This window comes from Paraplanobispora siamensis (assembly GCF_016863175.1).
Lineage (GTDB): Bacteria > Actinomycetota > Actinomycetes > Streptosporangiales > Streptosporangiaceae > Planobispora > Planobispora siamensis.
On record NZ_BOOJ01000076.1, the window covers coordinates 45,557 to 66,264 of the forward strand.

General features: G+C 72.2%; 24 protein-coding genes. 10 read left to right on the forward strand and 14 right to left on the reverse strand.

The window, feature by feature from the left end:
* Positions 1-14 precede the first annotated feature (14 nt).
* Entirely contained in the window at positions 15-2,219 is a 2,205-nt protein-coding gene (locus tag Psi01_RS38300; RefSeq protein WP_239128344.1) for an AfsR/SARP family transcriptional regulator, read from the reverse strand.
* 200 nt (positions 2,220-2,419) lie between these two features.
* Here Psi01_RS38300 and Psi01_RS38305 point away from each other — a divergent pair, with 200 nt between their 5' ends.
* Positions 2,420-3,298: an alpha/beta fold hydrolase gene (locus Psi01_RS38305; protein ID WP_204069085.1), complete on the forward strand. Its 879-nt coding sequence runs from the start codon at positions 2,420-2,422 to the stop codon at positions 3,296-3,298.
* Between the two features lie 69 nt (positions 3,299-3,367).
* Here the strand turns inward: Psi01_RS38305 and Psi01_RS38310 are convergent, their stop codons facing one another.
* Positions 3,368-4,129: a phytanoyl-CoA dioxygenase family protein gene (locus tag Psi01_RS38310; protein WP_204069086.1), complete on the reverse strand. Its 762-nt coding sequence runs from the start codon at positions 4,127-4,129 to the stop codon at positions 3,368-3,370.
* A gap of 154 nt (positions 4,130-4,283) precedes the next feature.
* Positions 4,284-5,240, reverse strand: a complete 957-nt coding sequence (locus tag Psi01_RS38315; RefSeq protein WP_204069087.1) for a radical SAM protein — start codon at positions 5,238-5,240, stop codon at positions 4,284-4,286.
* A gap of 193 nt (positions 5,241-5,433) precedes the next feature.
* Here Psi01_RS38315 and Psi01_RS38320 point away from each other — a divergent pair, with 193 nt between their 5' ends.
* The 3 genes from Psi01_RS38320 (at position 5,434) to Psi01_RS38330 (ending at position 7,237) form a co-directional block, all read left to right on the forward strand.
* The gene (locus Psi01_RS38320) at positions 5,434-6,129 is read left to right on the forward strand and encodes a DJ-1/PfpI family protein (RefSeq protein WP_204069088.1); all 696 of its coding nucleotides are present in this window, start codon (positions 5,434-5,436) and stop codon (positions 6,127-6,129) included.
* A 43-nt stretch (positions 6,130-6,172) separates the two neighbouring features.
* Positions 6,173-6,499 carry a DMT family transporter gene (locus Psi01_RS38325; RefSeq protein WP_204069089.1) on the forward strand — a complete coding sequence of 109 codons (327 nt, stop codon included), beginning with the start codon at positions 6,173-6,175 and terminating at the stop codon, positions 6,497-6,499.
* Positions 6,500-6,676: 177 nt separating this feature from the next.
* Entirely contained in the window at positions 6,677-7,237 is a 561-nt protein-coding gene (locus Psi01_RS38330; RefSeq protein WP_204069090.1) for a GNAT family N-acetyltransferase, read from the forward strand.
* A 36-nt stretch (positions 7,238-7,273) separates the two neighbouring features.
* On the opposite strand, the gene Psi01_RS38335 is transcribed toward Psi01_RS38330, so the two are convergent.
* A complete protein-coding gene (locus tag Psi01_RS38335) occupies positions 7,274-7,921 on the reverse strand; it encodes an NADPH-dependent F420 reductase (protein ID WP_204069091.1) in 648 nt (215 codons plus the stop codon).
* Between the two features lie 151 nt (positions 7,922-8,072).
* On the opposite strand from Psi01_RS38335, the gene Psi01_RS38340 reads away from it, so the two are divergent.
* The 4 genes from Psi01_RS38340 to Psi01_RS38355 all read left to right on the forward strand — a co-directional run bounded on the left by Psi01_RS38340 (position 8,073) and on the right by Psi01_RS38355 (position 10,310).
* The gene (locus Psi01_RS38340; RefSeq protein WP_204069092.1) at positions 8,073-8,459 is read left to right on the forward strand and encodes a winged helix-turn-helix transcriptional regulator; all 387 of its coding nucleotides are present in this window, start codon (positions 8,073-8,075) and stop codon (positions 8,457-8,459) included.
* Positions 8,460-8,463: 4 nt separating this feature from the next.
* A complete protein-coding gene (locus Psi01_RS38345; RefSeq protein WP_204069093.1) occupies positions 8,464-8,787 on the forward strand; it encodes a DUF952 domain-containing protein in 324 nt (107 codons plus the stop codon).
* Between the two features lie 72 nt (positions 8,788-8,859).
* Positions 8,860-9,303: a helix-turn-helix domain-containing protein gene (locus Psi01_RS38350; RefSeq protein ID WP_204069094.1), complete on the forward strand. Its 444-nt coding sequence runs from the start codon at positions 8,860-8,862 to the stop codon at positions 9,301-9,303.
* Complete coding sequence (locus Psi01_RS38355) at positions 9,300-10,310, forward strand: alpha/beta fold hydrolase (protein ID WP_239128345.1); 1,011 nt, start codon at positions 9,300-9,302, stop codon at positions 10,308-10,310. Before Psi01_RS38350 ends, Psi01_RS38355 begins: the two co-directional genes overlap by 4 nt.
* 108 nt (positions 10,311-10,418) lie before the next feature.
* On the opposite strand, the gene Psi01_RS38360 is transcribed toward Psi01_RS38355, so the two are convergent.
* The 5 genes from Psi01_RS38360 to Psi01_RS38380 form a co-directional block, all read right to left on the reverse strand.
* Positions 10,419-11,228 carry an ABC transporter permease gene (locus Psi01_RS38360; protein WP_204069095.1) on the reverse strand — a complete coding sequence of 270 codons (810 nt, stop codon included), beginning with the start codon at positions 11,226-11,228 and terminating at the stop codon, positions 10,419-10,421.
* A gap of 4 nt (positions 11,229-11,232) precedes the next feature.
* On the reverse strand, positions 11,233-11,991 hold the full coding sequence (locus tag Psi01_RS38365) for an ABC transporter permease (RefSeq protein WP_204069096.1): 759 nt from the start codon (positions 11,989-11,991) through the stop codon (positions 11,233-11,235).
* A 3-nt stretch (positions 11,992-11,994) separates the two neighbouring features.
* Entirely contained in the window at positions 11,995-12,915 is a 921-nt protein-coding gene (locus tag Psi01_RS38370) for an ABC transporter ATP-binding protein (protein ID WP_239128346.1), read from the reverse strand.
* 92 nt (positions 12,916-13,007) lie between these two features.
* Positions 13,008-13,196: a DUF6203 family protein gene (locus tag Psi01_RS38375; protein WP_204069097.1), complete on the reverse strand. Its 189-nt coding sequence runs from the start codon at positions 13,194-13,196 to the stop codon at positions 13,008-13,010.
* A gap of 161 nt (positions 13,197-13,357) precedes the next feature.
* The gene (locus Psi01_RS38380; RefSeq protein WP_204069107.1) at positions 13,358-14,338 is read right to left on the reverse strand and encodes a tyrosine-type recombinase/integrase; all 981 of its coding nucleotides are present in this window, start codon (positions 14,336-14,338) and stop codon (positions 13,358-13,360) included.
* A 260-nt stretch (positions 14,339-14,598) separates the two neighbouring features.
* On the opposite strand from Psi01_RS38380, the gene Psi01_RS38385 reads away from it, so the two are divergent.
* Positions 14,599-14,850 (forward strand): hypothetical protein, encoded by a 252-nt coding sequence (locus Psi01_RS38385; protein WP_204069098.1) that lies wholly within the window; start codon positions 14,599-14,601, stop codon positions 14,848-14,850.
* A 111-nt stretch (positions 14,851-14,961) separates the two neighbouring features.
* On the opposite strand, the gene Psi01_RS38390 is transcribed toward Psi01_RS38385, so the two are convergent.
* The 3 genes from Psi01_RS38390 to Psi01_RS38400 form a co-directional block, all read right to left on the reverse strand.
* Complete coding sequence (locus Psi01_RS38390; protein ID WP_204069099.1) at positions 14,962-15,558, reverse strand: CBS domain-containing protein; 597 nt, start codon at positions 15,556-15,558, stop codon at positions 14,962-14,964.
* Positions 15,559-15,792: 234 nt separating this feature from the next.
* Positions 15,793-16,839, reverse strand: coding sequence for a zinc-binding alcohol dehydrogenase family protein (locus tag Psi01_RS38395; RefSeq protein WP_373872540.1), 1,047 nt, complete (start codon positions 16,837-16,839; stop codon positions 15,793-15,795).
* A 122-nt stretch (positions 16,840-16,961) separates the two neighbouring features.
* Positions 16,962-17,882: an oxidoreductase gene (locus tag Psi01_RS38400; RefSeq protein ID WP_204069100.1), complete on the reverse strand. Its 921-nt coding sequence runs from the start codon at positions 17,880-17,882 to the stop codon at positions 16,962-16,964.
* Positions 17,883-17,975: 93 nt separating this feature from the next.
* Here Psi01_RS38400 and Psi01_RS38405 point away from each other — a divergent pair, with 93 nt between their 5' ends.
* Positions 17,976-18,557, forward strand: a complete 582-nt coding sequence (locus Psi01_RS38405; RefSeq protein ID WP_239128347.1) for a TetR/AcrR family transcriptional regulator — start codon at positions 17,976-17,978, stop codon at positions 18,555-18,557.
* A gap of 36 nt (positions 18,558-18,593) precedes the next feature.
* Here Psi01_RS38405 and Psi01_RS38410 read toward each other — a convergent pair whose 3' ends face one another.
* Both Psi01_RS38410 and Psi01_RS38415 read right to left on the reverse strand, forming a co-directional pair.
* A complete protein-coding gene (locus Psi01_RS38410; RefSeq protein ID WP_204069101.1) occupies positions 18,594-19,889 on the reverse strand; it encodes a UDP-glucose dehydrogenase family protein in 1,296 nt (431 codons plus the stop codon).
* A gap of 140 nt (positions 19,890-20,029) precedes the next feature.
* Positions 20,030-20,695, reverse strand: a complete 666-nt coding sequence (locus tag Psi01_RS38415; RefSeq protein WP_204069102.1) for a response regulator — start codon at positions 20,693-20,695, stop codon at positions 20,030-20,032.
* Positions 20,696-20,708 lie beyond the last annotated feature (13 nt).

The window sequence follows — 20,708 nt, forward strand, 5'->3', positions numbered from 1 at the left end:
GGCCGTACGCCGCTTCACCGGGATCGGCCGAGGGCGGCGTCCAGGGCGTCCAGATGGTCGCAGACCGGGCCCACGGTGAGCAGCCCGCTGCCCGCCCCGGCCAGTTCCGCGGCGGCGGGGGCGAGCGCGGTACGGGCACGCCGCATCGCCGGCCGGTCCCCGAGGGCGAGGGCCGCCCGCGCGGTCAGGCACCACAGGGCCTCCATCAGCAGCCCGGCGGGCGGTTCGGGAGTACGGCGCAGCGCCGCGGCGGCCCTGTCGCGGCGGCCGCCGGTCAGCAGCACCAGGGGACGGGCCCAGGGCTCGTAGGGTCCCCAGCCGCCGGATGACCGGTCACCGCTCTCGCCGATCTCGTCGTTCTCGCCGCGAAGCTCATCAGCGGGCCCATCGGTGAGCCCGTCGGTGAGCCCGTCGGTGGTCTCATCGGCGGGCTTGCCGATGGAGGGCGGTGACGCGGGCGGGATGCGCCGCTGCCGCAGGCACAGCAGCGTCAGCGGCAGCAGGCCCTGCTCCAGGCCGGGCATGCCGGCGCCCTCCAGCAGGGCCGCGGCCCGCCGGTAGGCGGCCTCGACCTCGATGAGCGGGGCGTCGCCGGTCGCATCCAGCCGCAGCGCCCGGTACCAGAGGGTGAACACCCCCGCCAGCGGCAGCTCGTGACGCTCGGCGAGACGGTCGGCGGCGGCGGCGTGCCGGTCGGCTCCGGCGAAGTCGGCAAGTGCGCTGCGTGCCTGCATCCGGATCAGGTGCCCCAGGACCTCGAAGGTGACCAGGCCGTGGCGGGCCGACAGCTCGACGAGCTCGGCGCCGATCTCGTCGCGGTGCGGGGCCAGGCCCGTACGGCCGAAGGCCTGCATGTAGGCGCCGTTGAGGGCGAAGGCCAGCAGGGTGGGGTCGTCCAGGCCGCGGGCGATCTCCTCTGCCTGCCGGGCGGCCCGGCGGGCGCGCGCATGGCCGGTGCCGCGCGACTCCAGGGCGATCGTGGCCAGCAGCCGGGCCCGCGCCGCCAGGTTCCCGCCGGGCGGCAGGGCCGCCAGGGCCCGCTCGGCCGCCGCCACGACGTGCGCCGCCTGCTTCGGGTCATCGGAGCGGGTCCAGATCGCCGGGACGTCGTAGGCGCCGATCACCCGGGCGGTCAGCTCCGCGTCGCCCAGCTCCTCGGCCGCGGCGATGGCGGCCACGCGGTGCAGCCGGGCGGCCTCGAGGCCGCCGCCCCCGGTCACCGCCAGGTTGCGCAGCAGGCCCACCGTCGACTCCAGCCGGGCCCGGGCGCCGGAGGCCACGGTGCGGTCGTAGGCGGCGGCCGCCTGCGCCCACACCCGCTCCGCCGCCGTCTCAGCCGCCGTCTCACCGGCCCGGCCGCCGGAGCGTTCGGCGGAACCGGGATGCCCGGCCGGATGGGGATGTTCACCCGGGTGAGGGCGGTCAGCGGGATGGAGGTGCCCGGCCGGGTGAGGACGCTCAGTGGGGCGCAGGTGCTCAGCGTGCTGGAGGATGTCGCTCTCCAGGCGGCGCAGTTCCGGTCCCGGGTCCACTCCCAGGTGCTCGACCAGGAGCGTGCGTGCCCGGCGCAGCACCGCCAGCGCGTCTGCCTGGCGGCCGGTGCGGTACAGCGCCAGCGCCAGCAGGCGCCAGGCCTCCTCGCGCCAGGGGTGCCCGGTCACGTGCGCGTCCAGGTCGGCGACCGCCTCGGCGGCACGGCCCAGCGCCAGGTGCGCCTGAGCGCGCAGTTCGACGGCGTGCAGCCGCAGCTCGGCCAGGCGTGAGCGTTCGGCGCGGGCCCAGTCCTCCTCGGTGAACTCGGCGTAGGCGGGCCCGCGCCACCATCCCAGCGCCTCCTCCAGCCGCGCCAGCGCCTGGGCGGGTGGCTGCGGGCAGGTGGTCACCGCCCGTTCGAAGCGCCAGGCGTCCACCGCGGCGGGCTCGGCGCGCAGTGCGTATCCGGGACCCTCGGTGATGAGCAGCCGGGCCGGGGTGCGGGGCGGGCGCCGTGGTTCCAGGGCGCGGCGCAGCGCGGCCACGAAGGTGCGCACCGCGCCGAGCGCCCCGGGGGGCGGGTCGGTCCACAGGTCGTCGACCAGGCGGGTGACCGGTACGACGCGGCCGCGGGCCACGATCAGCCGGGCCAGCACCGCGCGGTGGCGCGGCCCCTTCAACGCGACCGGTTCACCGTCGGCGTCCCAGGCCGTCACCGGCCCCAGCACCCCGAACAGGACCTGCACCCTCGACCCCTCCTGTGAATCTACATCGTAAAGGCGGCGGTCACGGACAACCCCTGCAGCCACCATCTTCGACCACGGCAGATTCGGCGTGCTGATCGGATGCTCATCGGCGCCGGGCAGGCTTGCACCGCCCGCTCGTCCACCGACGACCACCGATCCACGATCGCCTGCGATCATTCACGAGAAGAAGAGCGAGAATCATGGCGCCTGTCATCACCGGTTTCGACTACCGGCGCGTACCCGTCGCCGACGGCGTGTCCCTGAACGTGGCCGTCGGGGGTTCGGGCCCGGCGATCGTGCTGCTGCACGGTTTCCCGCAGACGCACCTGATGTGGCGGCACGTCGCCGCCGACCTGGCGGCCGACCACACGGTGATCTGCCCGGACCTGCGCGGCTACGGCGCCAGCGACAAACCCTCCGGCGCCGATCCGGCCGCCTACGCCAAGCGCACCATGGCCGCCGACGTCGTGGCGCTGGCCCGCGCGCTGGGGCACGAGCGCTTCGCGCTGGCCGGGCACGACCGCGGCGCCCTGGTCGCCTTCCGCGCCGGTCTCGACCACCCCGGTGCGATCACCCACCTGGCCTGCCTGGACGTGCTGCCCACGCTGGACATGTGGGAGGTGATGCACGGCCTGTCGGCCGCGGTCGGCTTCCACCTGTATCTGATGGCCCAGCCGCCCGGCCTGCCCGAGCAGCTGATCGGCCTGGGCGCGGACGTCTTCTTCGGCCACTTCCTGGACATCTGGACCCGGGATCCGCAGGCGATCCCGGCCGACGTGCGCGCCGAGTATCTGCGGGCCTGCCGGGAGGCGGTGTCCTCGATCGTGGCCGACTGTCGCGCGTCGGCGGGCATCGACGTCGAGCACGACCGGGCCGACCGCGAGGCCGGTCACCGGCTGGGGATGCCGGTGACCGTCCTGCAGCAGGACTGGGGTGCGGTGCTGGGTTTCGACGCCGCGGAGCTGTGGCGCGCCTGGGCGCCCGACCTGCGGCACACCGGTGTCACCTGCGGCCACTTCATGGCCGAGGAGGCCCCGGCCGACACCGCCGCGGCACTGCGCGAGCTGCTGGCCCGCTGAGCGGGTCCGGTGCTGCGGGCCTGGCGCCGAACGGCCCCGGGTGGTGAACGGTCCGGGTGCTGTACGGGGTCAGGCCGTGCCCAGGCCGAGCCGGATGGCCCGTTCGACGGGGGAGTAGGCGCCGTCGGGGCGCTGGAGCTCCAGCGCCCCGGCCGGCAGCAGGGGCGGCTGGGACATGAACCGGGGCCGGGTGCCGGTGTGCTCCTGGGCGGCGTGCACCAGGAACGGGTGGCACACGAACACGTCCCCGGCCCGGCCGGTGGCGCGCACCTCGGGGCGGTGCGCGCTGGCGGCCTCCACCAGCGGGCTCAGCTCGAAGAACTCCGCGCCCTGCTCGCCGTACGGCTGCAGCACCCCGGGCACGTCCAGGTGGGAGCCGACGCGGATGCGGGTGGGGGCGTCGTCCGGCCCGACGTCGGAGAACAGCAACAGCAGCAGCAGTGCCCGGCCCTGAGAGCGCAGGTTGATGCCGTAGCTGCCGTCGCCGCGGTCGAAGCTGCCGTCGATGTGCCAGCCGCGGTCGTCGTCGGGCGGGTTGACGGGGAAGCGGATGGGGAACATGCCGACCTCGTGGCGCGGTACCCAGCGGCCGGGCCCGACCAGGGTGTCGAAGGCCTCGTGCAGGGCGGGGGAGTTGATCGCCTGATCGAAGACCGGGCTGCCGCTGAGGTCCATGGCCCACACGACCGGCTTGGTCCAGCCCGCCGGGTCGTCGGGGCTCAGCCCGATCTGCCGCCACAGGATCTGACGGCCCTGCTCGGCCAGCTCCGCGGGGAAGGCGTTCTCAATCTTGACGAAGCCGTCGGTGAGGAACCGTTCGATCATCTGCATGCCCCGCACGCTAGGCAGGCGGCCAGGCCCCTGTCGAACCGTTTTTTCGCGCCGGGCGGGCGGCCGTTTTAAATCTACAGTGTAAAGGCGATCCGACGAGTACACACCATGCGAGGTAACAGGACAACCGGCAACAGGAAGGGAGGGCCGGGTCTCAGATGAGGAACAGCTGGCGGGCGGCGGCCTCGGCGGGCTGGGCCGGCGGGCGGCCGGTCTGCAGCCCGTAGCGGGCGGCCAGGGCCTGCACCTGGGCGGTGAGGCGGGTGACGTAGCCGGGGTCGGCGTCGGGGCCCTTGCCGTACAGCTCCTGGTAGCGCGCCACGAGGCCGGGGTGGCGTTCGGTGAGCCAGGACAGGTACCACTCGCGGGCGCCGGGCGGCAGGCGCAGCACCCGGGGGGACAGGCTCAGGGCTCCGGCGGCGGCGATGCGGCGCACGGTGGCGGTCAGCTGGTCGGGTGAATCGGTCAGCAGCGGCAGGATCGGGGCCATCGCCACCCCGCACGGCACGCCGCGCTCGCTCAGCTCCGCCACCAACTCCAGGCGCTTTTGCGCGCTGGGCGCGCCCGGCTCGACGGCGCGCCGGATCTGGTCGTCGACGAAGGCCACCGAGACCATCACGCCCGCTCCGGGCAGGCCGGCCAGCAGGTCGGCGTCGCGCAGGATGAGCGGGCTCTTGGTGTGCACGGTGAACTCGGCCCCGGCCTCGGCCAGCGCGCCGGTGAGGGAGGGCATGAGCTTGTAGATCTCTTCGGCGTGCTGGTAGCAGTCGCCTGAGAGGCCCACCGAGATGTGGCCGCCGTCCCATTTGCGGGTCAGTTCGGTGCGCAGCCGCCGGACGATGTCGGTGCGCACGACGATCCGTGAGTCGAAGTCGGTGCCGGTGTTCAGGCCCAGGTAGCGGTGGCCGCGCCGGGCCGAGCAGTAGCGGCAGGCGTGGGCGCATCCGCGGTAGGGGCTGACCGCCCAGCCGTCGGCGACCGCCTCAAGGGCGGTGCGCGCCTTGACTTCGTAGCAGGTCAGCGCGCCGTGGACCCGGGTCACCGCGGTGCGCTCGATGCGGGGCCGGGTGTCGGGCGCCGCGGCCAGCAACGCGGGGGAGTCCCATCCCATGCGGATCAGTGGAACACGCTTTCGACTCCGCTCGCAAGGGTTTCGGGATTAAGGGGGTGATCGCGTCGCGGGTGGGAGGGTGCCGGGGCAGGCAGGAGGGACAGGAGGCCCAAGAATCCGGACCGGCGCGCGGCGCGGGCTCGCGGCCTTGCGGCGGGCCCGGTCACGGTGGGGGCGACGAGAGGAGATTTCCGTGAGAACCGTCGCGTTCGTGCTCTATCCCGGGATCACCGCCCTGGACCTGGTCGGCCCGCTGCAGGTGATGTCGGTTTTCGCTGCCTTCGATCCCTCGTGGCGGATGGTGGTGGCCGCCGAGACCCGTGAGGCGGTGCCCACCGACACCCCGCTGGGTCTGGCGCCCAGTCACACCTTCGAGGAGCTGGAGGGGATGGAGGCGCCGTACGCGGTCATCGTGCCCGGCGGGACGGAGCCGACCTTCGCGGCGATGGCCGACGAGCGGCTGCTGGAGCGCATCCGGTTCGCCGCGCGGCGGGCGGAGGTGATCGGCTCGGTGTGCACCGGCTCGCTGCTGCTGGGGGCGGCGGGGCTGTTGCGGGGGCGCCGCGCCACCACGCACTGGGCGGCGCTGGAGTTGCTGGCGAGGCTGGAGGCGGTGCCGGTCGGTGAGCGTGTCGTGCAGGACGGCCCGATCGTCACCGCGGCCGGGGTCTCGGCCGGCATCGACATGGCGCTGGCGCTGGTGGCGCGGCTGGCGGGTGAGGAGATGGCGCGCGGTGTCCAGCTCATGATCGAGTACGATCCGCAGCCGCCGCACGGGCCCATCGACTGGCCGTCGGTCGACCGGCCCGCCCTGGCGCCGCTGGTGATGAGCACGCTGACGACGGCCCTGGCGGGCCACCCCCGGCTGCTGGAACGTCTCACCTCCTAGACTTGGATGCCCGTACGGGTTCGTTTGGGAGAGAAGTCCATATATGGCCTGGTTCATGCTGGCGGGCGCGATCGTCGCGGAGGTGCTGGCCACCTCCGCGCTCAAGTTCAGCGAGGGCTTCACCCACAAGGGCTGGTCGCTGGTGGTGCTGGCCGGCTACGGCACCGCCTTCTACCTGCTGTCGCAGGCGCTGAAGCTGCAGATGGAGGTCGGCGTCGCCTACGCGGTGTGGGCCGGGGCCGGAACCGCCGCCATCGCCGCGATCGGCGTGCTGTTCCTCGGCGAGGCCATCTCACTCGCCAAGATCGCGGGCATCGCCCTGATCATCGGCGGGGTGCTCGTACTCAACCTGGCCGGGGGCGCCCACTGACCGCATGCGGCGCCGCCGGGGGTGATCCCGGCGGCGCCGTACGGCCGCGGCCGGGGGACCGGGGCGGGGGCATCGGGGCGGGGGCATCGGGCTGGAGGTACCGGGCCGGATATGCGGGGACATCAGGGCGGAGATATTGCATCGCCCGCCGCCTTCGCCCTGCCCTAGGCTGGTCCGGTGCTGAAGCCTGAGTACCCGATCCGCACCGAACGCCTCCTGCTGCGCCCCTACACCCCCGACGACCTGGAGGCCATGTACGCCTTCCAGTCGCTGCCCGAGGTCACCCGCTATCTGTACTGGGGACCCCGTGACCGCGGTCAGGTCCGTCAGGCCCTGGAGACCAAGCTGTCGCAGACGCAGCTGCTGGAGGAGGGCCAGGCCCTGGCGCTGGCCGCGGAGGTCGCCGAGACCGGTCAGGTCGTCGGCGACGGGCTGCTGTTCTGGCACAGCCGCGTGCACCGCTCCGGTGAGATCGGCTACGTCTTCCACCCCGACCACCACGGCAAGGGGTACGCCACCGAGATGGGCCGGGCCCTGCTGCGGCTCGGCTTCGAAGGGCTGGACCTGCACCGGATCACCGGCCGTCTGGACGCCCGCAACACCGCCTCGGCCCGGGTCCTGGAGCGCCTGGGCATGCGCCGCGAGGCCCATCTGGTGGAGAACGAGTGGGTCAAGGACGAGTGGACCGACGAGCTGGTCTATGCGATCCTGCGGCGCGAGTGGCAGGCCCGCCAGTAGCGGGCTCGTGAGGTCCCCGGGGGACGCCGCCGGATCTCACGGCTGCGCGAGCCGTTCGGATGCGGGGAAGGCGAAGCGCGGCTGCCCTCCCGACCACCACACCCCGATCGCGAACGCCGCCGTGGCCTCGAGGTAGACCGCACGCGACAGTCCCCCGCACGGCATGGGCGTGCAGCCCATCGAGGCGATCAGCTCGCTCACCCGCTCCAGGCTCGCCGGGTCGTCGCCGCAGAACGGCACCGCCAGCGGGGCGTCCTCGAAGACCGGGCGCGGCAGCGTCCAGATGCTCTCGTGGCACAGGTTGAACGCCTTGACCACATGGGCCCGCGGTGCGGCCTGCGCCATCCGCAGGGCGATCGAGGTCGTGCCGCCGGTGGTCAGCATCAGGCCGTCGCCGGCCGGCGCGATGGGATTGGTGCAGTCGATGAGCGTGCGCCCGGCCAGGACGCCGCCGATCCCGCCGGCCACCCGGGGCGCCGCCGCGGCGGGCAGCGCCGCCAGGACGAGCTCGCCGTGGGCGGCGGCCTCGGCGAGACTTCCGTGCCCGGCGGCGCCGACGCGCTCCGCCGCCGCGGCGGCCGCGTCCCGGTCGCGCCCGCCGACGAGGACCCGGTGTCCGGCGCGGGCCCACGCCCCGCCCAGTGCCGTGGCCATCGCGCCCGTACCCAGGATGCCGATACGCATGAGGTCTCTCCCGTCTTGGGGATCGTCGCCGATCCGGTGTGCTCCGAGGTGGCCCGCCGGGTGCGAGGACCCGGCGGGTGGTGCCGGGCGATGACGTTAGGCGTTTCGATGCGCACCATGTGGTGTGCGTCGGAGCGGGCAGGATGGGGGCATGAGCGAGTTGCCCGGATCGCCGGAGTCCGGTTACACCTCCGACTGCCGGGCGCGGCTGGCCTTCGAGGTGCTGGCCAACCGCTGGGACGGCGTGGTGGTGTACACCCTCGGCGAGAGCGGCGCGATGCGGCCGCGTGAGCTGCTGGCCCGGATCGGCGGGATCGGCCCCAAGGTCCTCAACGAGGCGCTGCGCCGACTGGAGTACAACGGTCTGGTGGAACGCCGGGCCTACGCCGAGGCGCCGCCCCGGGTGGACTACGCGCTGACCCAGGCCGGGGCCGCGCTGCTGGGCCCGATGCGGGCGATGGGGCAGTGGGCCGCCTGTTACGGCGACGCCGTGCTGCAGGCGCAGGACCGCTTCGCCGAGCGGAGCCGGGCACACTGATCCGGTGACGATTTTGCACCTGGCGCTGAGCGCCGACTGGGACCGGGCCCGTGCCGCGGGGGAGTATCGCGTCTCCACGCTGGGCCGCACCCTGGAGCAGGAGGGTTTCATCCACGCCTGCGCCGACCACGTCCAGCTGGCCGGTGTGGTGAGGCGGTACTACCGCGGCGTCACCGAGCCCCTCACCCTGCTGACCGTCGACCCCGAAGGGCTGGACGTGCGCCTGGAGGTGCCCCTGGGCGCCGATGAGGCCTTCCCGCACATCTACGGGCCCATCCCCGTCTCCGCGGTCGTCTCCGCCACCCCCTTCGCCCTCCCTGCTCCCTAAGATTCCCTATAAATCCCTATTCTTCCTTTCATAGGGTACGTTTGGGAATATGAGGTCATCGGAAGGGCTCACGTGAGCGAGCGGCAGCCGTACTCGGTCGAGCAGGTGGCGAACCTGCTGGGCCTGCACGTCAAAACGGTGCGCAACTACGTGCGTGACGGGCGGCTGAAGGCCGTGCGCATCGGCAAGCAGTACCGCATCGCCGCCGAGGATCTGGACGCCTTCGCCGGGCGGCCGGTGGCGGCGCCCGCCCGCGAGACGACCCGCCGGAGGCGCCACGTCGAGGCCTCCAGCATCGTGCAGATCGACGCGATCAGCACCCAGGAGATGACCCGCCTGAGCAACACGCTCATCGCCGCCGTGGGCGGCCGCCACGACAGCGGCAGGCCGCCCCTGCGCGTGGAGACGGTCTACGACGAGGAACGGGCCAGCATGAAGATCATCATCCTGGGCGACCTCGACGGCGGCGCGGAGCTGTTCAAAATCATCAGCGCCCTGCTGGGAGACGGACCGTGAAAGACGACGCCATTCCACCGGACGCCATTCCACCCGACGGACCCCCGTCCGGTGGCACCTCATCCGGGAGCGCCCGGCCCGGTGCCGCCTCCATCTACACCTCCCCCCAGGGGGCGCGCGCCGTCGAGCAGGTCTACCGCCGGCTGCTGAAGGAGTGGCCGGTGCCCGGCGAGCAGCTGCTCGTGCCCACCCGCGAAGGCGAGACGTTCGTGCTGGCCTGCGGGCCGCAGCAGGCGCCGCCGGTGGTGCTGCTGCACGGCTCGGGGGCCAACACCGCCATGTGGGCGGCGCAGGCGCAGGCCTGGTCGCCGCATCTGCGCCTGTACGCCGTCGACATCATCGGGGAGCCGGGACTGAGCGCGCCCTCCCGCCCGGCGACCGGCTCAGAGGCCTACGCCCTGTGGCTGGACGACGTGCTGGCCGGGCTCGGCCTGGAGAAGACCTCGATCGTCGGGGTCTCTCTCGGCGGATGGATCGCCCTCGACTACGCCGTCCGGCGTCCCGGCCGCGTCGAGCGCCTGGCGCTGCTGTGCCCGGCCGGGATCGGCCGCCAGAAATGGGGGGTGGTACTGCTGGCGCTGCTGCTGATGCCGTTCGGCCGCCGGGGGCGGCGCCTGGTGATGAGGAAGGCCCTGGGCGTCTCCGGCTCCGATGCCGCGCAAAGCGCCCGGGAGCGGGCCTTCGGCGAGTACGTGATGCTGATCCACCGCAGTTTCCGGCCCCGCCGGGAGAAGCTGCCCGTCTTCGGAGACGCGGCCCTGCGGGGCATCACCGCCCCGATGCTGGTGATCGTCGGCGGGCGCGACGGCCTGCTGGACTCCCACCAGACCCGCCGGCGGCTGGAGCGGGCCGCGCCGCCGCGGGTGAGCGTACGGCTGCTGCCCGAGGCCGGGCACCTGCTGCGCGGGCAGGAGCCGGAGATCCTGGAGTTCCTGCGTGCCGAGCATCCGGCGGAGGGCGCGGACGGCCCCGGCGCGCAGGCCGCCGGGGCCGCACCGGGTTCCTGACGGCCGGGCCTCTGACGGCTGGTTCGGCGAGGGCCGGGTCCTCCAGGGGCGGGTCCCTGAGAGGCGGGGTCCTCGAGGACCCGAGCGGTCGGCGCGCCGGGCGCGCTCTCACACGCACAGGGTGCGCTGGATGCGCCGGGCCGCGAAGACCAGGCCCGCCGCGCCCATCGCCAGCAGGTAGGCCGCGTTGCCCAGCAGGCTCCAGCCCAGCTCGCCGATCGCCAGGCCCCGCACCAGCTCCACGGCGTGGAACAGCGGCGTGGCCGCCACCAGGACCTCCATGGCCGGCGGATAGTCCTGCACGGGGGAGAACGTCCCGGAGAACAGGAACAGCGCGAACTGCCCGGTGGTGAGCATGTCGAAGTCCTGCCAGCCGCGCATCAGCGTGCTGATGGCCATCCCGACCCCGCCGAAGGCCAGGCCCACCAGCAGCGTCGCCGGCAGGGCCGCCAGCGCCCACCCCGGCGAGGTCAGCCCCAGGGCGACCATCACCACCAGGAACGCCCCGGTGTAGACGGAGCTGCGCACCAGCGCCCACGACAGCTCGCCCAGCGCGATCTCGAACGGCTTGACCGGCGTGGCCAGGATCGCCTCGAAGGTCTTGGAGTACTTCATCTTGAAGAAGAAGTTGAACGTCGTCTCCGACAGCGCCCCCGACATCGCCGAGACCGCCAGCATCGCCGGGGCGACGAACTCGGCGTATTCGATCACCCGCCCGCCGGGCAGGGTGATCGGGCCGACCAGCGCGCCCACCCCGATGCCGATCGACAGCAGGTACAGCAGCGGCTCGAAGAAACCCGAGACCAGGACCAGCCAGTAGGACGGGCCGCTGCGCAACGCCCCCACGTTGCGGTTGATCACCGCGCCGACCCGGGAGGGGGAGAGGGAAACACGGGCGGCCAGCATAGTGGTAACCATGGCCTCAGTCCTGGAGTCGCTTGCGGAAGGCCGCCATCGCCCACGCCAGCCCGGCGACGGCGAACAGCGCCAGGCATCCGACGTGGACCGCGGCGGGCCACGGGGGAGCGACGCCCAGCGTCGCCGCCCGGCTCAGCTCCACCCCGTGCCACAGCGGTGACAGCCAGGCCAGCGGGAGGATCACCGGCGGCAGCTGGTCCACCGGGAAGAACACCCCGGCGAACAGCGTCGAGGGGATCATGAAGAACCGGAACAGCAGCGCGAAGTAGCTGTCGTTGTCGATGCTGGCGGCGAAGGCCGTCACCGGCGCCGCCGCCGCGACCGCCACCAGCGCGGCGATCAGCGGCGTGACCGCGGCCCACGGCGAGTGCAGCGCCCCGAACAGGCCGGTGACGCCCAGGAACACCACCGCGGCGATCTCCACGCGCAGCAGGATGTAGAGCATCCAGCCGGCCACCATGTCGTGGATCTCGACCGGGGTGGCGCGCATGGCGTGGTAGGCCCGCACCCACTTGAAGTCGCCCAGCACCGAGTAGGTCGACTCGCCGATGGCCATCTGGAACGCGGTGGAGGCCATCACCCCCGGCACGATCCACGCCAGGTAGTCGACGCCCTGGATCTGGCCGACGTAGCCGCCGACCCCGATGCCGATGCTGATCAGGAACAGCACCGGCAGGATGAAGGAGGAGAACACCGAGGCGCGCCACAGCCGCCGGTACAGATGGAGGTGCCGCTCCAGCACGGCCACCGTCGGATGGGCCATGGCTCAGTCCACCAGCGTCCGGCCGGTCAGCTGCAGGAACACATCCTCCAGGGAGGAGCGGCGCACCAGCACGCTGGAGGGGGTCAGCCCGCGGCGGTGCACCTCGTTGACCGCCGCGTCGCCGTCGTCGGTGTAGAGCAGGATGCGGTCGGGCAGCGGGTCGACGCGGCCGATGCCCTCCAGCTTGCCGGTGTAGTCGACCTCGTCGGTGAAGCGCAGCTCCACGACCTCGGGCGTGGAGTGGGTCTCGATCAGCGAGCGGGGTGAGCCCTCGGCGGCGATGCGGCCGCCGTCCATGACCACCAGCCGGTCGCACAGCTGCTCGGCCTCGTCCATGTAGTGGGTGGTCAGCACCAGCGTCGTGCCCTGCTGCTTGAGCCGGAACAACCGCTCCCACAGCAGGTGGCGCGCCTGCGGGTCCAGACCGGTGGTCGGCTCGTCCAGCAGCACCAGGTCGGGGTTGTTGATCAGCGACCGCGCGATCGTCAGGCGCCGCTTCATGCCGCCCGACAGCGGCTCGACCGTGCTGGTGGCCTTCTCCTGCAGCTGCACGAACTCCAGCAGGTTCTGCGCCCGGCTGCGCGCCTCGGACTTCGACAGCCCGAAGTAGCGGGCGTAGGTGGTGAGGTTCTCCCGGACGTTCAGATCCGGGTCGAGGTTGTCCAGCTGCGGGCACACCCCCAGCCGGGCGCGGATGCGCGGGCCCTCGCGTACCGGGTCCATGCCCAGGATGCGCAGTTCACCGGCCGTCGGCATCGACACGCAGCTGATCATCCGCATGGTCGAGGACTTCCCGGCCCCGTTGGGCCCCAGGAACCCGAACGCCTCACCCGGCGCCACATCCAGATCGATGCCGTCGACCGCGGTGAAGTCACCGAAGCGTTTGATCAGGCCACGGGCGTAGATCATGGATTGTTGAGACACGCCCGTGACCGTAACAGAGCCCTCCGACAGTTCCGCAAACGGTTTTCCGGGACGTTCCCAGGCGTTTGCGGGGCAGGGGAGGGGCTTTCAGCTCACCGGGAGCGGCTCAGGGGAGAGCGCATGGCCAGCCTGCGGCTCGCGCTCATCTGCCGGACCGCGGCTTCCTGCCGGGCCCGCCTCCTCCTGCGCCGCCCGATCAGCCATCCGGCGCCCAGCACCGCCATGCCGAAGGGAGTACGAGCCAGCCATCGGGTCGCCATGAGTTTGAAGAGCTTGTTCATGACATCCTCCCCTGCCCATCAGGGCCGATGCCATGCGCGCCATTTATGAATCTACATCGTAAAGGCGAGCCTTCTGTTAAAACCACCAAGATCAAAAATCGGAAAGACGACAGCGGTGGGACGAGGTCGCGCCCCAGCCGGTGCCCTGGTCAGGGTCCCGGTCACCGCCCCGGCCGGTCTCCCAGACGGCCGATCACCTCATAGGCCGGGTTGCCGCGGGCGGCCTGGCGTACCTCGCGTGCGGTGGAGGCCACATACGCCTGTCCCGTGACGATGGAGGAGTGGCCCAGCAGTTCCATCAGCTCGTGCGCCGAGGCGCCGCGCTCGGCCAGGCGGGTGGCGAACTCGTGGCGCAGCGCGTGCACCAGCGTGCCCTTCTGCACCCGGTCGTGGACGCCGGCGTGGCGATAGCACTGCCGTACCAGATACTGCAGGCCGCCCCGGCGCAGCGGCCGGTTGGCGGTGTCGACCAGCAGCGCGGCCGAGCGGGGCAGCGTCGTCAGGCCGAAGCGCTCCAGCCTGCTGTGCAGGTAGCGGTCGATCAGGTGCTCGATGGGCGCTTCGATCGGCAGGGAGCGGGACTTGCCGCCCTTGCCGACGACCTGGACGCGGCGCTCGCCCGGGGAGCCGCCGATCGAGCCCAGGGTCAGGCTCAGCAGCTCGGCCGAGCGCATGCCCGTCACCAGGGCCATGGCCAGGACGACCAGGTCGCGTTCGACCCAGGGGTCGCGGGCCTTGCGGGCCCCGGCGGCGATGCGTTCCAGCAGTGTCGCCGAGGCGCTGCCGTCGCCCAGCAGCGGTTTGGGGGCCTTGGCCGGCTGCCTGGGACGGGGTACGGCGGCCATGGGGTTGCCCGCGAGCATCCCTTCGGCGACGCAGAAGGTCAGGAACTGGTTCCAGGCGCTCCAAGCGCGGTTGACGCTGGCCGGTGAGCGCGGGCCCGCGAAGTCGGCGAAGGCGGTGCGGATGAGGCGTCCCGACAGCTTGCGCACCTCCAGGTCGGCGGGTGCGACCGCGGCGGCGGCCGCGGCGAGGTCGGTGACGGTGCGCAGGTCACGGCTGTATCCGGCGACGGTGTGGGCCGAGAGCTTCTTGGCGCGCAGGGAGGACAGGAACTCCTCGACGGCCTCGGGGACGCGCATGAGCACCAGCGGATCGTGGGTTTCGGTGACCGCTGCCGCGGCCGCCGGGACGTGCGGGGCCGTGGGGGCGGGCTCCTGGTGACGCATAAGTGAAATTATGTATACGCAACGGATCCCGAAGGCCGCGACACGCCCGGGAGTGCGCGACGACCGGCCCTGGTGAGTGCGGTGATCAGGGGATGGGTCAGGCGCGGGCCCCCATCCCGGGATGCTTCGCCGTGCTACAGACATCGGCCGATCGGCGGGGCTATCCTCATGCCATGGCGGACATGATCAGAATCGTCGTCCTGACGGCGGTCGTCGTGATTGCGGTCATCGGTTTGATCTGGCTCGCCGTCCGGCTGGCGCACCGGCCGCGTAACACCCTGCTGGGCGGGGCGCTGAGCCCGGAGCTGGTCAGCAGGGCCCGGGAGATCAAGGAGAGCGGCCAGTTCGACGAGGCGGTCTTCCTGATCCGCGGTGAGACGGGCATGAGCCAGCGTTCGGCCGCCCGTCTGGTGCGCCGCCTGTGAGGGTGCGCACCTGACGACCCGGCCCGGCGATCGTCCGCCGCGCCGGGTCTCGTCGGGTCTCGTCGGGTCGCGGCCGTCGCGGGTGCGGCCTGTGCTCGGCCTGTGCGGGGCCTACGCCAGGTGGCGCACGCGCACGATGCCGGGGACGGTGCGCACGATCAGGTCGGCGATCTGGTCGTGGTGCCCGCCCGCGTGCCCGCGCAGTTCCGCCACTCCCTGGCGTACGGTGACCTCCCAGCTGGGCCCGAACGGGTACTGCTCGGCCAGCGCCGCCAGCGCGTCGGCTCGCAGGTCCTCGTCGGGACGGGCGAGCACGGCCATCAGGTCGCTGCGGCTGACCATCCCCACCACCTTGTCGTCGGCCACCACCGGCAGGCTCTTGACGCGTTTGACGACCAGCAGGTCCACCAGTTGCGTGGCGTCGGTGGAGGGGGTGACGGTGATCACCTCGCGCGTCATCACCTCTGAGACGCGGTAGGGCGGCGGTGTGGCGTGCTCGGGTACGGCGCGCACCGTGGCGCGCGGATCGGGCTGGAACTCGCCCTGCAGCAGGTCCATCTCGCTGACGATTCCCACCAGCGCTCCGGACTCGTCCAGGACGGGGGCGGCGGTGATGCCCTCGGCGTACAGCACCCGTACCGCCCTGCGCACCGGGTCGGTGGACAGGACCGTGATGGCCGGGCTGGTCATGACCTCGCGTACCAGCATTACCGGCTCCTTCCGATCATGTCCGTGTCCCGGGCCCGGGCGGATGCGCCAGGCCGTCCCTCACCGGTCGCGCCGTGGCCGATCTCGCCGTACCGCACGCGCATCGCCTCCCTTGTCGTATCGTCGCATTCTTCACACCCCACCCCCACATACCGGCATATACCAGCACTGCTGGTCAACCGGCGACACGGCCCAGTCCTCCGCCCGCGGTCTTTCACCCGCGGTCCTTCACCCTCAGTCCTTCATCCGCAGTACGGCCGCGCCGGTGACGCGGTCGGCCGCCAGGTCGGCCAGGGCCCGGTCCGCCTCGTCGAGGGTGTAGGGGGTGGTGCTCACGCGCAGGGGGTGACGGGCGGCGAAAGACAGCAGCTCGCGCCCGTCGGCGCGGGTGTTGGCGGTGACGCTGCACAAGGTCCGCTCCTGGAACAGGTGCCGCTGGTAGTTCAGAGCCGGGATGTCGCTGAGGTGGATGCCCGCCACCGCCAGCGTGCCGCCGCGATCCAGCGCCTGCAGGGCCACCGGCACCAGGTCGCCGACGGGGGCGAACAGTATGGCCGCGTCCAGCGGCTCCGGGGGAGCGGCGTAGGCCTCACCGGCCGAGACCGCCCCCAGTTCCAGCGCCAGACGCCGGGCCTGCTCCGAGCGGGTCAGCACGTGGACCGTGGCCCCCTGGGCGAGCGCGACCTGCACGGTCAGATGCGCCGAGGCGCCGAACCCGTAGACGCCCAGCCGCCCGCCCTCGGGCAGCTGGGCCCGCACCAGCGCCCGGTAGCCGATGATCCCCGCGCACAGCAGCGGCGCCAGCTGCTCGGCCGGCGGCCCGTCGGGCAGGACGTAGACGAAGTCCTGCGGCGCCGTCAGGTACTCGGCGTAACCGCCGTCGGCGTCCCAGCCGGTGTAACGCGAGTCCGGGCACAGGTTCTCGGCCCCGCGGGCGCAGCAGAGGCACTTGCCGCAGGTGCCGCGCAGCCAGGCCACCCCCACCCGGGTGCCGACGGCCAGCCGGTCGGCCCCCGGGCCCCGGGCGATCACGCGTCCGACGACCTCGTGCCCGGGGACCGTCCGCGGGCGGCGGGGGAGCAGGTCTCCCTCGGCCAGGTGGAGGTCGGTACGGCAGACCGCGCACGCCTCGACCTCGATCAGCACTTGTGCGGGCGCGGGGCGGGGGACGGGCAGGCGCACCTGTTGCAGGGGAGCGGTGGCCATGGGGCCGGGCTCCCGTACCACCCATGCCGTCATCGTCTGCGCGGCCGCTGGCCGATCACCGGAGGTCGGGCTCACCCGATCAGGCTATCCGGCGATCGCCCAATTTATGAATCTACATCGTAAAGGCCATCTTTATTGATAAAAACCAAACACACCCTCAAAACAGCAGCAGCGGGGGAGAGGCGCCGACGCAGAACTCACACCCGCCCCGGCGCAGTGACCGGACTGACCCCGGTGAGGCGCTCCGACACCTGCCACAGGCGGGCCTGAGTGTGGCCGTCGTGCGAGGCGGGGCTTGAGGTGACACGGACGGGGGAGCCCTTGAACTGACCGGGCCCGGAAGGTCCGTACAACCCTCCGCCGGGGGCGTGCGGATCGGTGGCGGCGCGCAGGGTGGGCAGGGCCCCCGCATCCGGAGGCTGGGTGAACAGGGGGCCGATGACGGCGTTGACGGCGCGGAAGGCCGGTGAGGCGTCGCGGAACAGCTCGGTACGGGCGCCGCCCGGATGTGCGGCGAGCGCCGCGGTGGGAGCCCCGTCGGCGGCCAGGCGGCGCTGGAGTTCGTAGGTGAACAGCAGGTTGGCGAGCTTGGACTGGGCGTAGGCGGTGTTGCGCCGGTAGCGCCGTTCACTGTGCAGGTCGTCGAAGTCCACCACGCCGGAGCGGTGGCCGAGGCTGGTGACGGTGACGACCCGTGAGGCGGGGGTGGCCAGCAGCAGCTCCAGCAGCAGCCCGGTCAGTGCGAAGTGGGCGAGGTGGTTGACGCCGAACTGGAGCTCGAAGCCGTCCTCGGTGCGGGTGTACGGGGGCCACCAGACGCCGGCGTTGTTGATCAGGAGGTCCAGGCGGTCGTAGCGCTCCCGGATCCGCCGGGCGGCGTCGTGCACCGAGGCCAGTGAGGCCAGATCGAGGCCGACGACGGCGATCGGCGTCGCGGTGGTGATCGTCTGGGCCGCCCGGCGGGCCCTGTCGCCGTCACGGCAGGCCATGACGACGGTGGCGCCGCGTTCGGCCAGTGCCTTGGCGGTGTGGTAGCCGATGCCGGCGTTGGCGCCGGTGATGACCGCGACGCGGCCGCTCTGGTCGGAGATGTCGGCGGTGGTCCAGCGTGGAGACATTTTCGGCGTGCCCTTCGTCGGCCTATAATCGGAACGATCGCCCCGCTTAATATGCGGAACGCTCGCCCCGTTTGTCCAGAGGGAAAGCAGGACGTGACGAACAGACCGCTGCGCGCCGACGCCCGCCGCAACCGCGAACGCATCCTCGAAACCGCCTACACGGTCTTCGCCGCCGAAGGACTCACCGTGCCCATCGACGAGGTGGCCCGCCGCGCCGGCGTCGGCGCAGGCACCGTGTACCGGCACTTCCCCACCAAGGAGGCACTGCTCGAAGCGATCGTCCTGACACGCGTCGAACGGCTCATCGCCCACGCCGCACACCTGCTGGAGACCGCCGAAGCCGACCGCGCGTTCTTCGACTTCCTCACCCACATGATCGACGAGGGCGTCGCCAACCGCGCCCTCGCCGACGGGCTGGCCGGCATCGGCGTCGACGCCGAAACCGCCGCGGGCGGCGCGGAGCACACCCTCCAAGACGTCTTCGCGGCGCTTCTCCACCGGGCGCAGCGCGCCGGCGCGGTACGCCGGGACGTCGAGGCGGCCGACGTCAAGGCACTGGTCGTGGGATGCGTGGCCATGCGACGCCAGCGGCCCTCAAAGCACCTGACCGCGATCGTGCTCGACGGCCTGCGGCCCGGCGCCGCGGACACGCAACTGCCCCGCACCCCGGCATGAGAGCCCGGAAGGCGGGACAGCTGCGTGCTCGCAGCGCTACGGCCGGCCGACGCTGAGGTAGGTGAAACCGGCGGCACGCATCCGCGCCGGATCCAGCAGGTTACGCCCGTCGAAGAGCACCGGCCGCCGCATGGCGGTGGCGGCCCAGACCCAGTCCACCTCTTCGAGCTGCGGCCATTCGGTCACCACGATCGCCGCGTCCGCACCCTCCAGCGCCTCCTGCGGGCTCGCGTGACGGACCGCCGACGCCCACGGCTGCACCTGGCCGGGACGGGCCAGCGGATCCCAGCACCACACTTCGCTTCCCTCGGCCAGCAACCGCGAGGCCAGCACCGTGCTCGGCGCCTCCCGCATATCGTCCGTGCCCGGCTTGAAAGCCATCCCCAGCAGCGCCACCCGCGCACCCTCCAGCGTGCCGAGCTCGTCCTTGAGCCGCTGGATCGCCCGGCGCTTCTGCAGGTTGTTGACCTCGATCACGGCCGACAACAGCGGCGGGTGGTAGCCGGTGTTGCTGGCCAGCTGTCGCAGCGCCTCCGAATCCTTCGGAAAACAGGAGCCGCCCCAGCCGATGCCGGGACGCAGGAAGTGCGGGCCCAGACGGTGGTCCAGGCCGACCGCGCGGGCCACATGCCCGACGTCGGCCCCGGTCTTCTCACACACCGTGGCGATCTCGTTGATGAAGCTGATCTTTGTGGCGAGCAGGGCGTTCGAGGCGAGCTTGACCATCTCCGCCGACAGGACGTCCATCATCACGACCTGACCGTCCACACCCCGATGCAGGTGCTCGACCAGGCGGGCGGTCGCCTCCTCGGACGAGCCGATGACGATCCGGTCAGGGTGCAGGAAGTCCCGCACCGCCGTACCCTCCGCGGTGAACTCGGGATTGGCGGCGTACCCCACATGCCGCAACCCGGCCGCATCCAGCGCGGCCCGCACCCGGGTGCCGGTGCCCACCGGCACGGTGGACTTCATCACCACCGCCCGCAGGTGCGAGGCACCCTCCAGCGACTGCACCACCGACCAGACACGGGACAGATCCGCGTCACCGGAGGGGGAGGGAGGCGTGTCCACGCACACGTACGCGACCTCAGCGCCGTCCAGAGCCTCCCGCACATCCAGGGTGAACGTCAGACGCTCCTTGTTACGGGCGATCATGTCACCCAGTCCCGGCTCGTAGATCGGCACGTCACCGGATCGCAGGAGCTCGATCTTGTCCGGATTGACGTCCCGCACCACCACCTGGTGGCCGAGCTCCGCGAAGCAGGCCCCGGTGACCAGACCGATGTATCCCGCGCCGAACACCGCAACCCGCTGCCTTGGCCCGTCAGCCATACGCGACCACCCATTCTCAGCCGTCCGAACCCCAAGACCATAGCCGGGCCCGGGCCGCCCACGACGACCTGACTCCCCGGCGCGCCCGTACAAGCCCTTCGCACGAGAGATCGGGGCGCGGAAGGCCGGAGCGCAGAAGGTCAGGACTGATCGGGCGCCCGGGGGACCAGCAGCCTCCGGTTGAACGCCTCGGTGACGGCCGCGGCGCGGTCCTTCACCCCGAGCTTGGCGTAGATGTTCAGCAGATGACTCTTGACCGTCGCCTCGGTGATGAACAACCGGGCAGCCGTCTCACGGTTGGTGTTCCCCGCCGCCACCAGCTCCAGGATCTCCAGCTCCCGCTGACTGAGCAGCTGCGGCGCCGGCGTCCTGACCCGGTTCATCAGCCGCGCCGCCACCGAGGGCGACAGCACACTCTCACCCTTGGCGGCGGCACGCGCACCGCGCAGCAGCTCCTCCCTGGGGGAGTCCTTGAGCAGATAACCGGTCGCACCCGCCTCGATCGCCGGCAGGACATGGGTGTCGGTGTCGTAGGTGGTGAGCACCAGCACCCGCGCGGTGACGCCGAGCCTGTTCAGCTCGGTGATGGCGCTCAACCCGTCCATGCCCGGCATGCGCAGGTCCAGCAGGATCACATCAGGCTGGAGCTGCTGTGCCAGCCGTACGGCCGCCGCGCCGTCGGAGGCCTCACCCAGCACCTCGAACCCGGGCGCGGAGGCGAACATGCTGCTCAGCCCGTCCCGCACGATCGGATGGTCATCGGCGATCAGCAGCCGGATCGGGGCCTCGCCCGTGTGATCGCTCATGCGTGACTCCCAG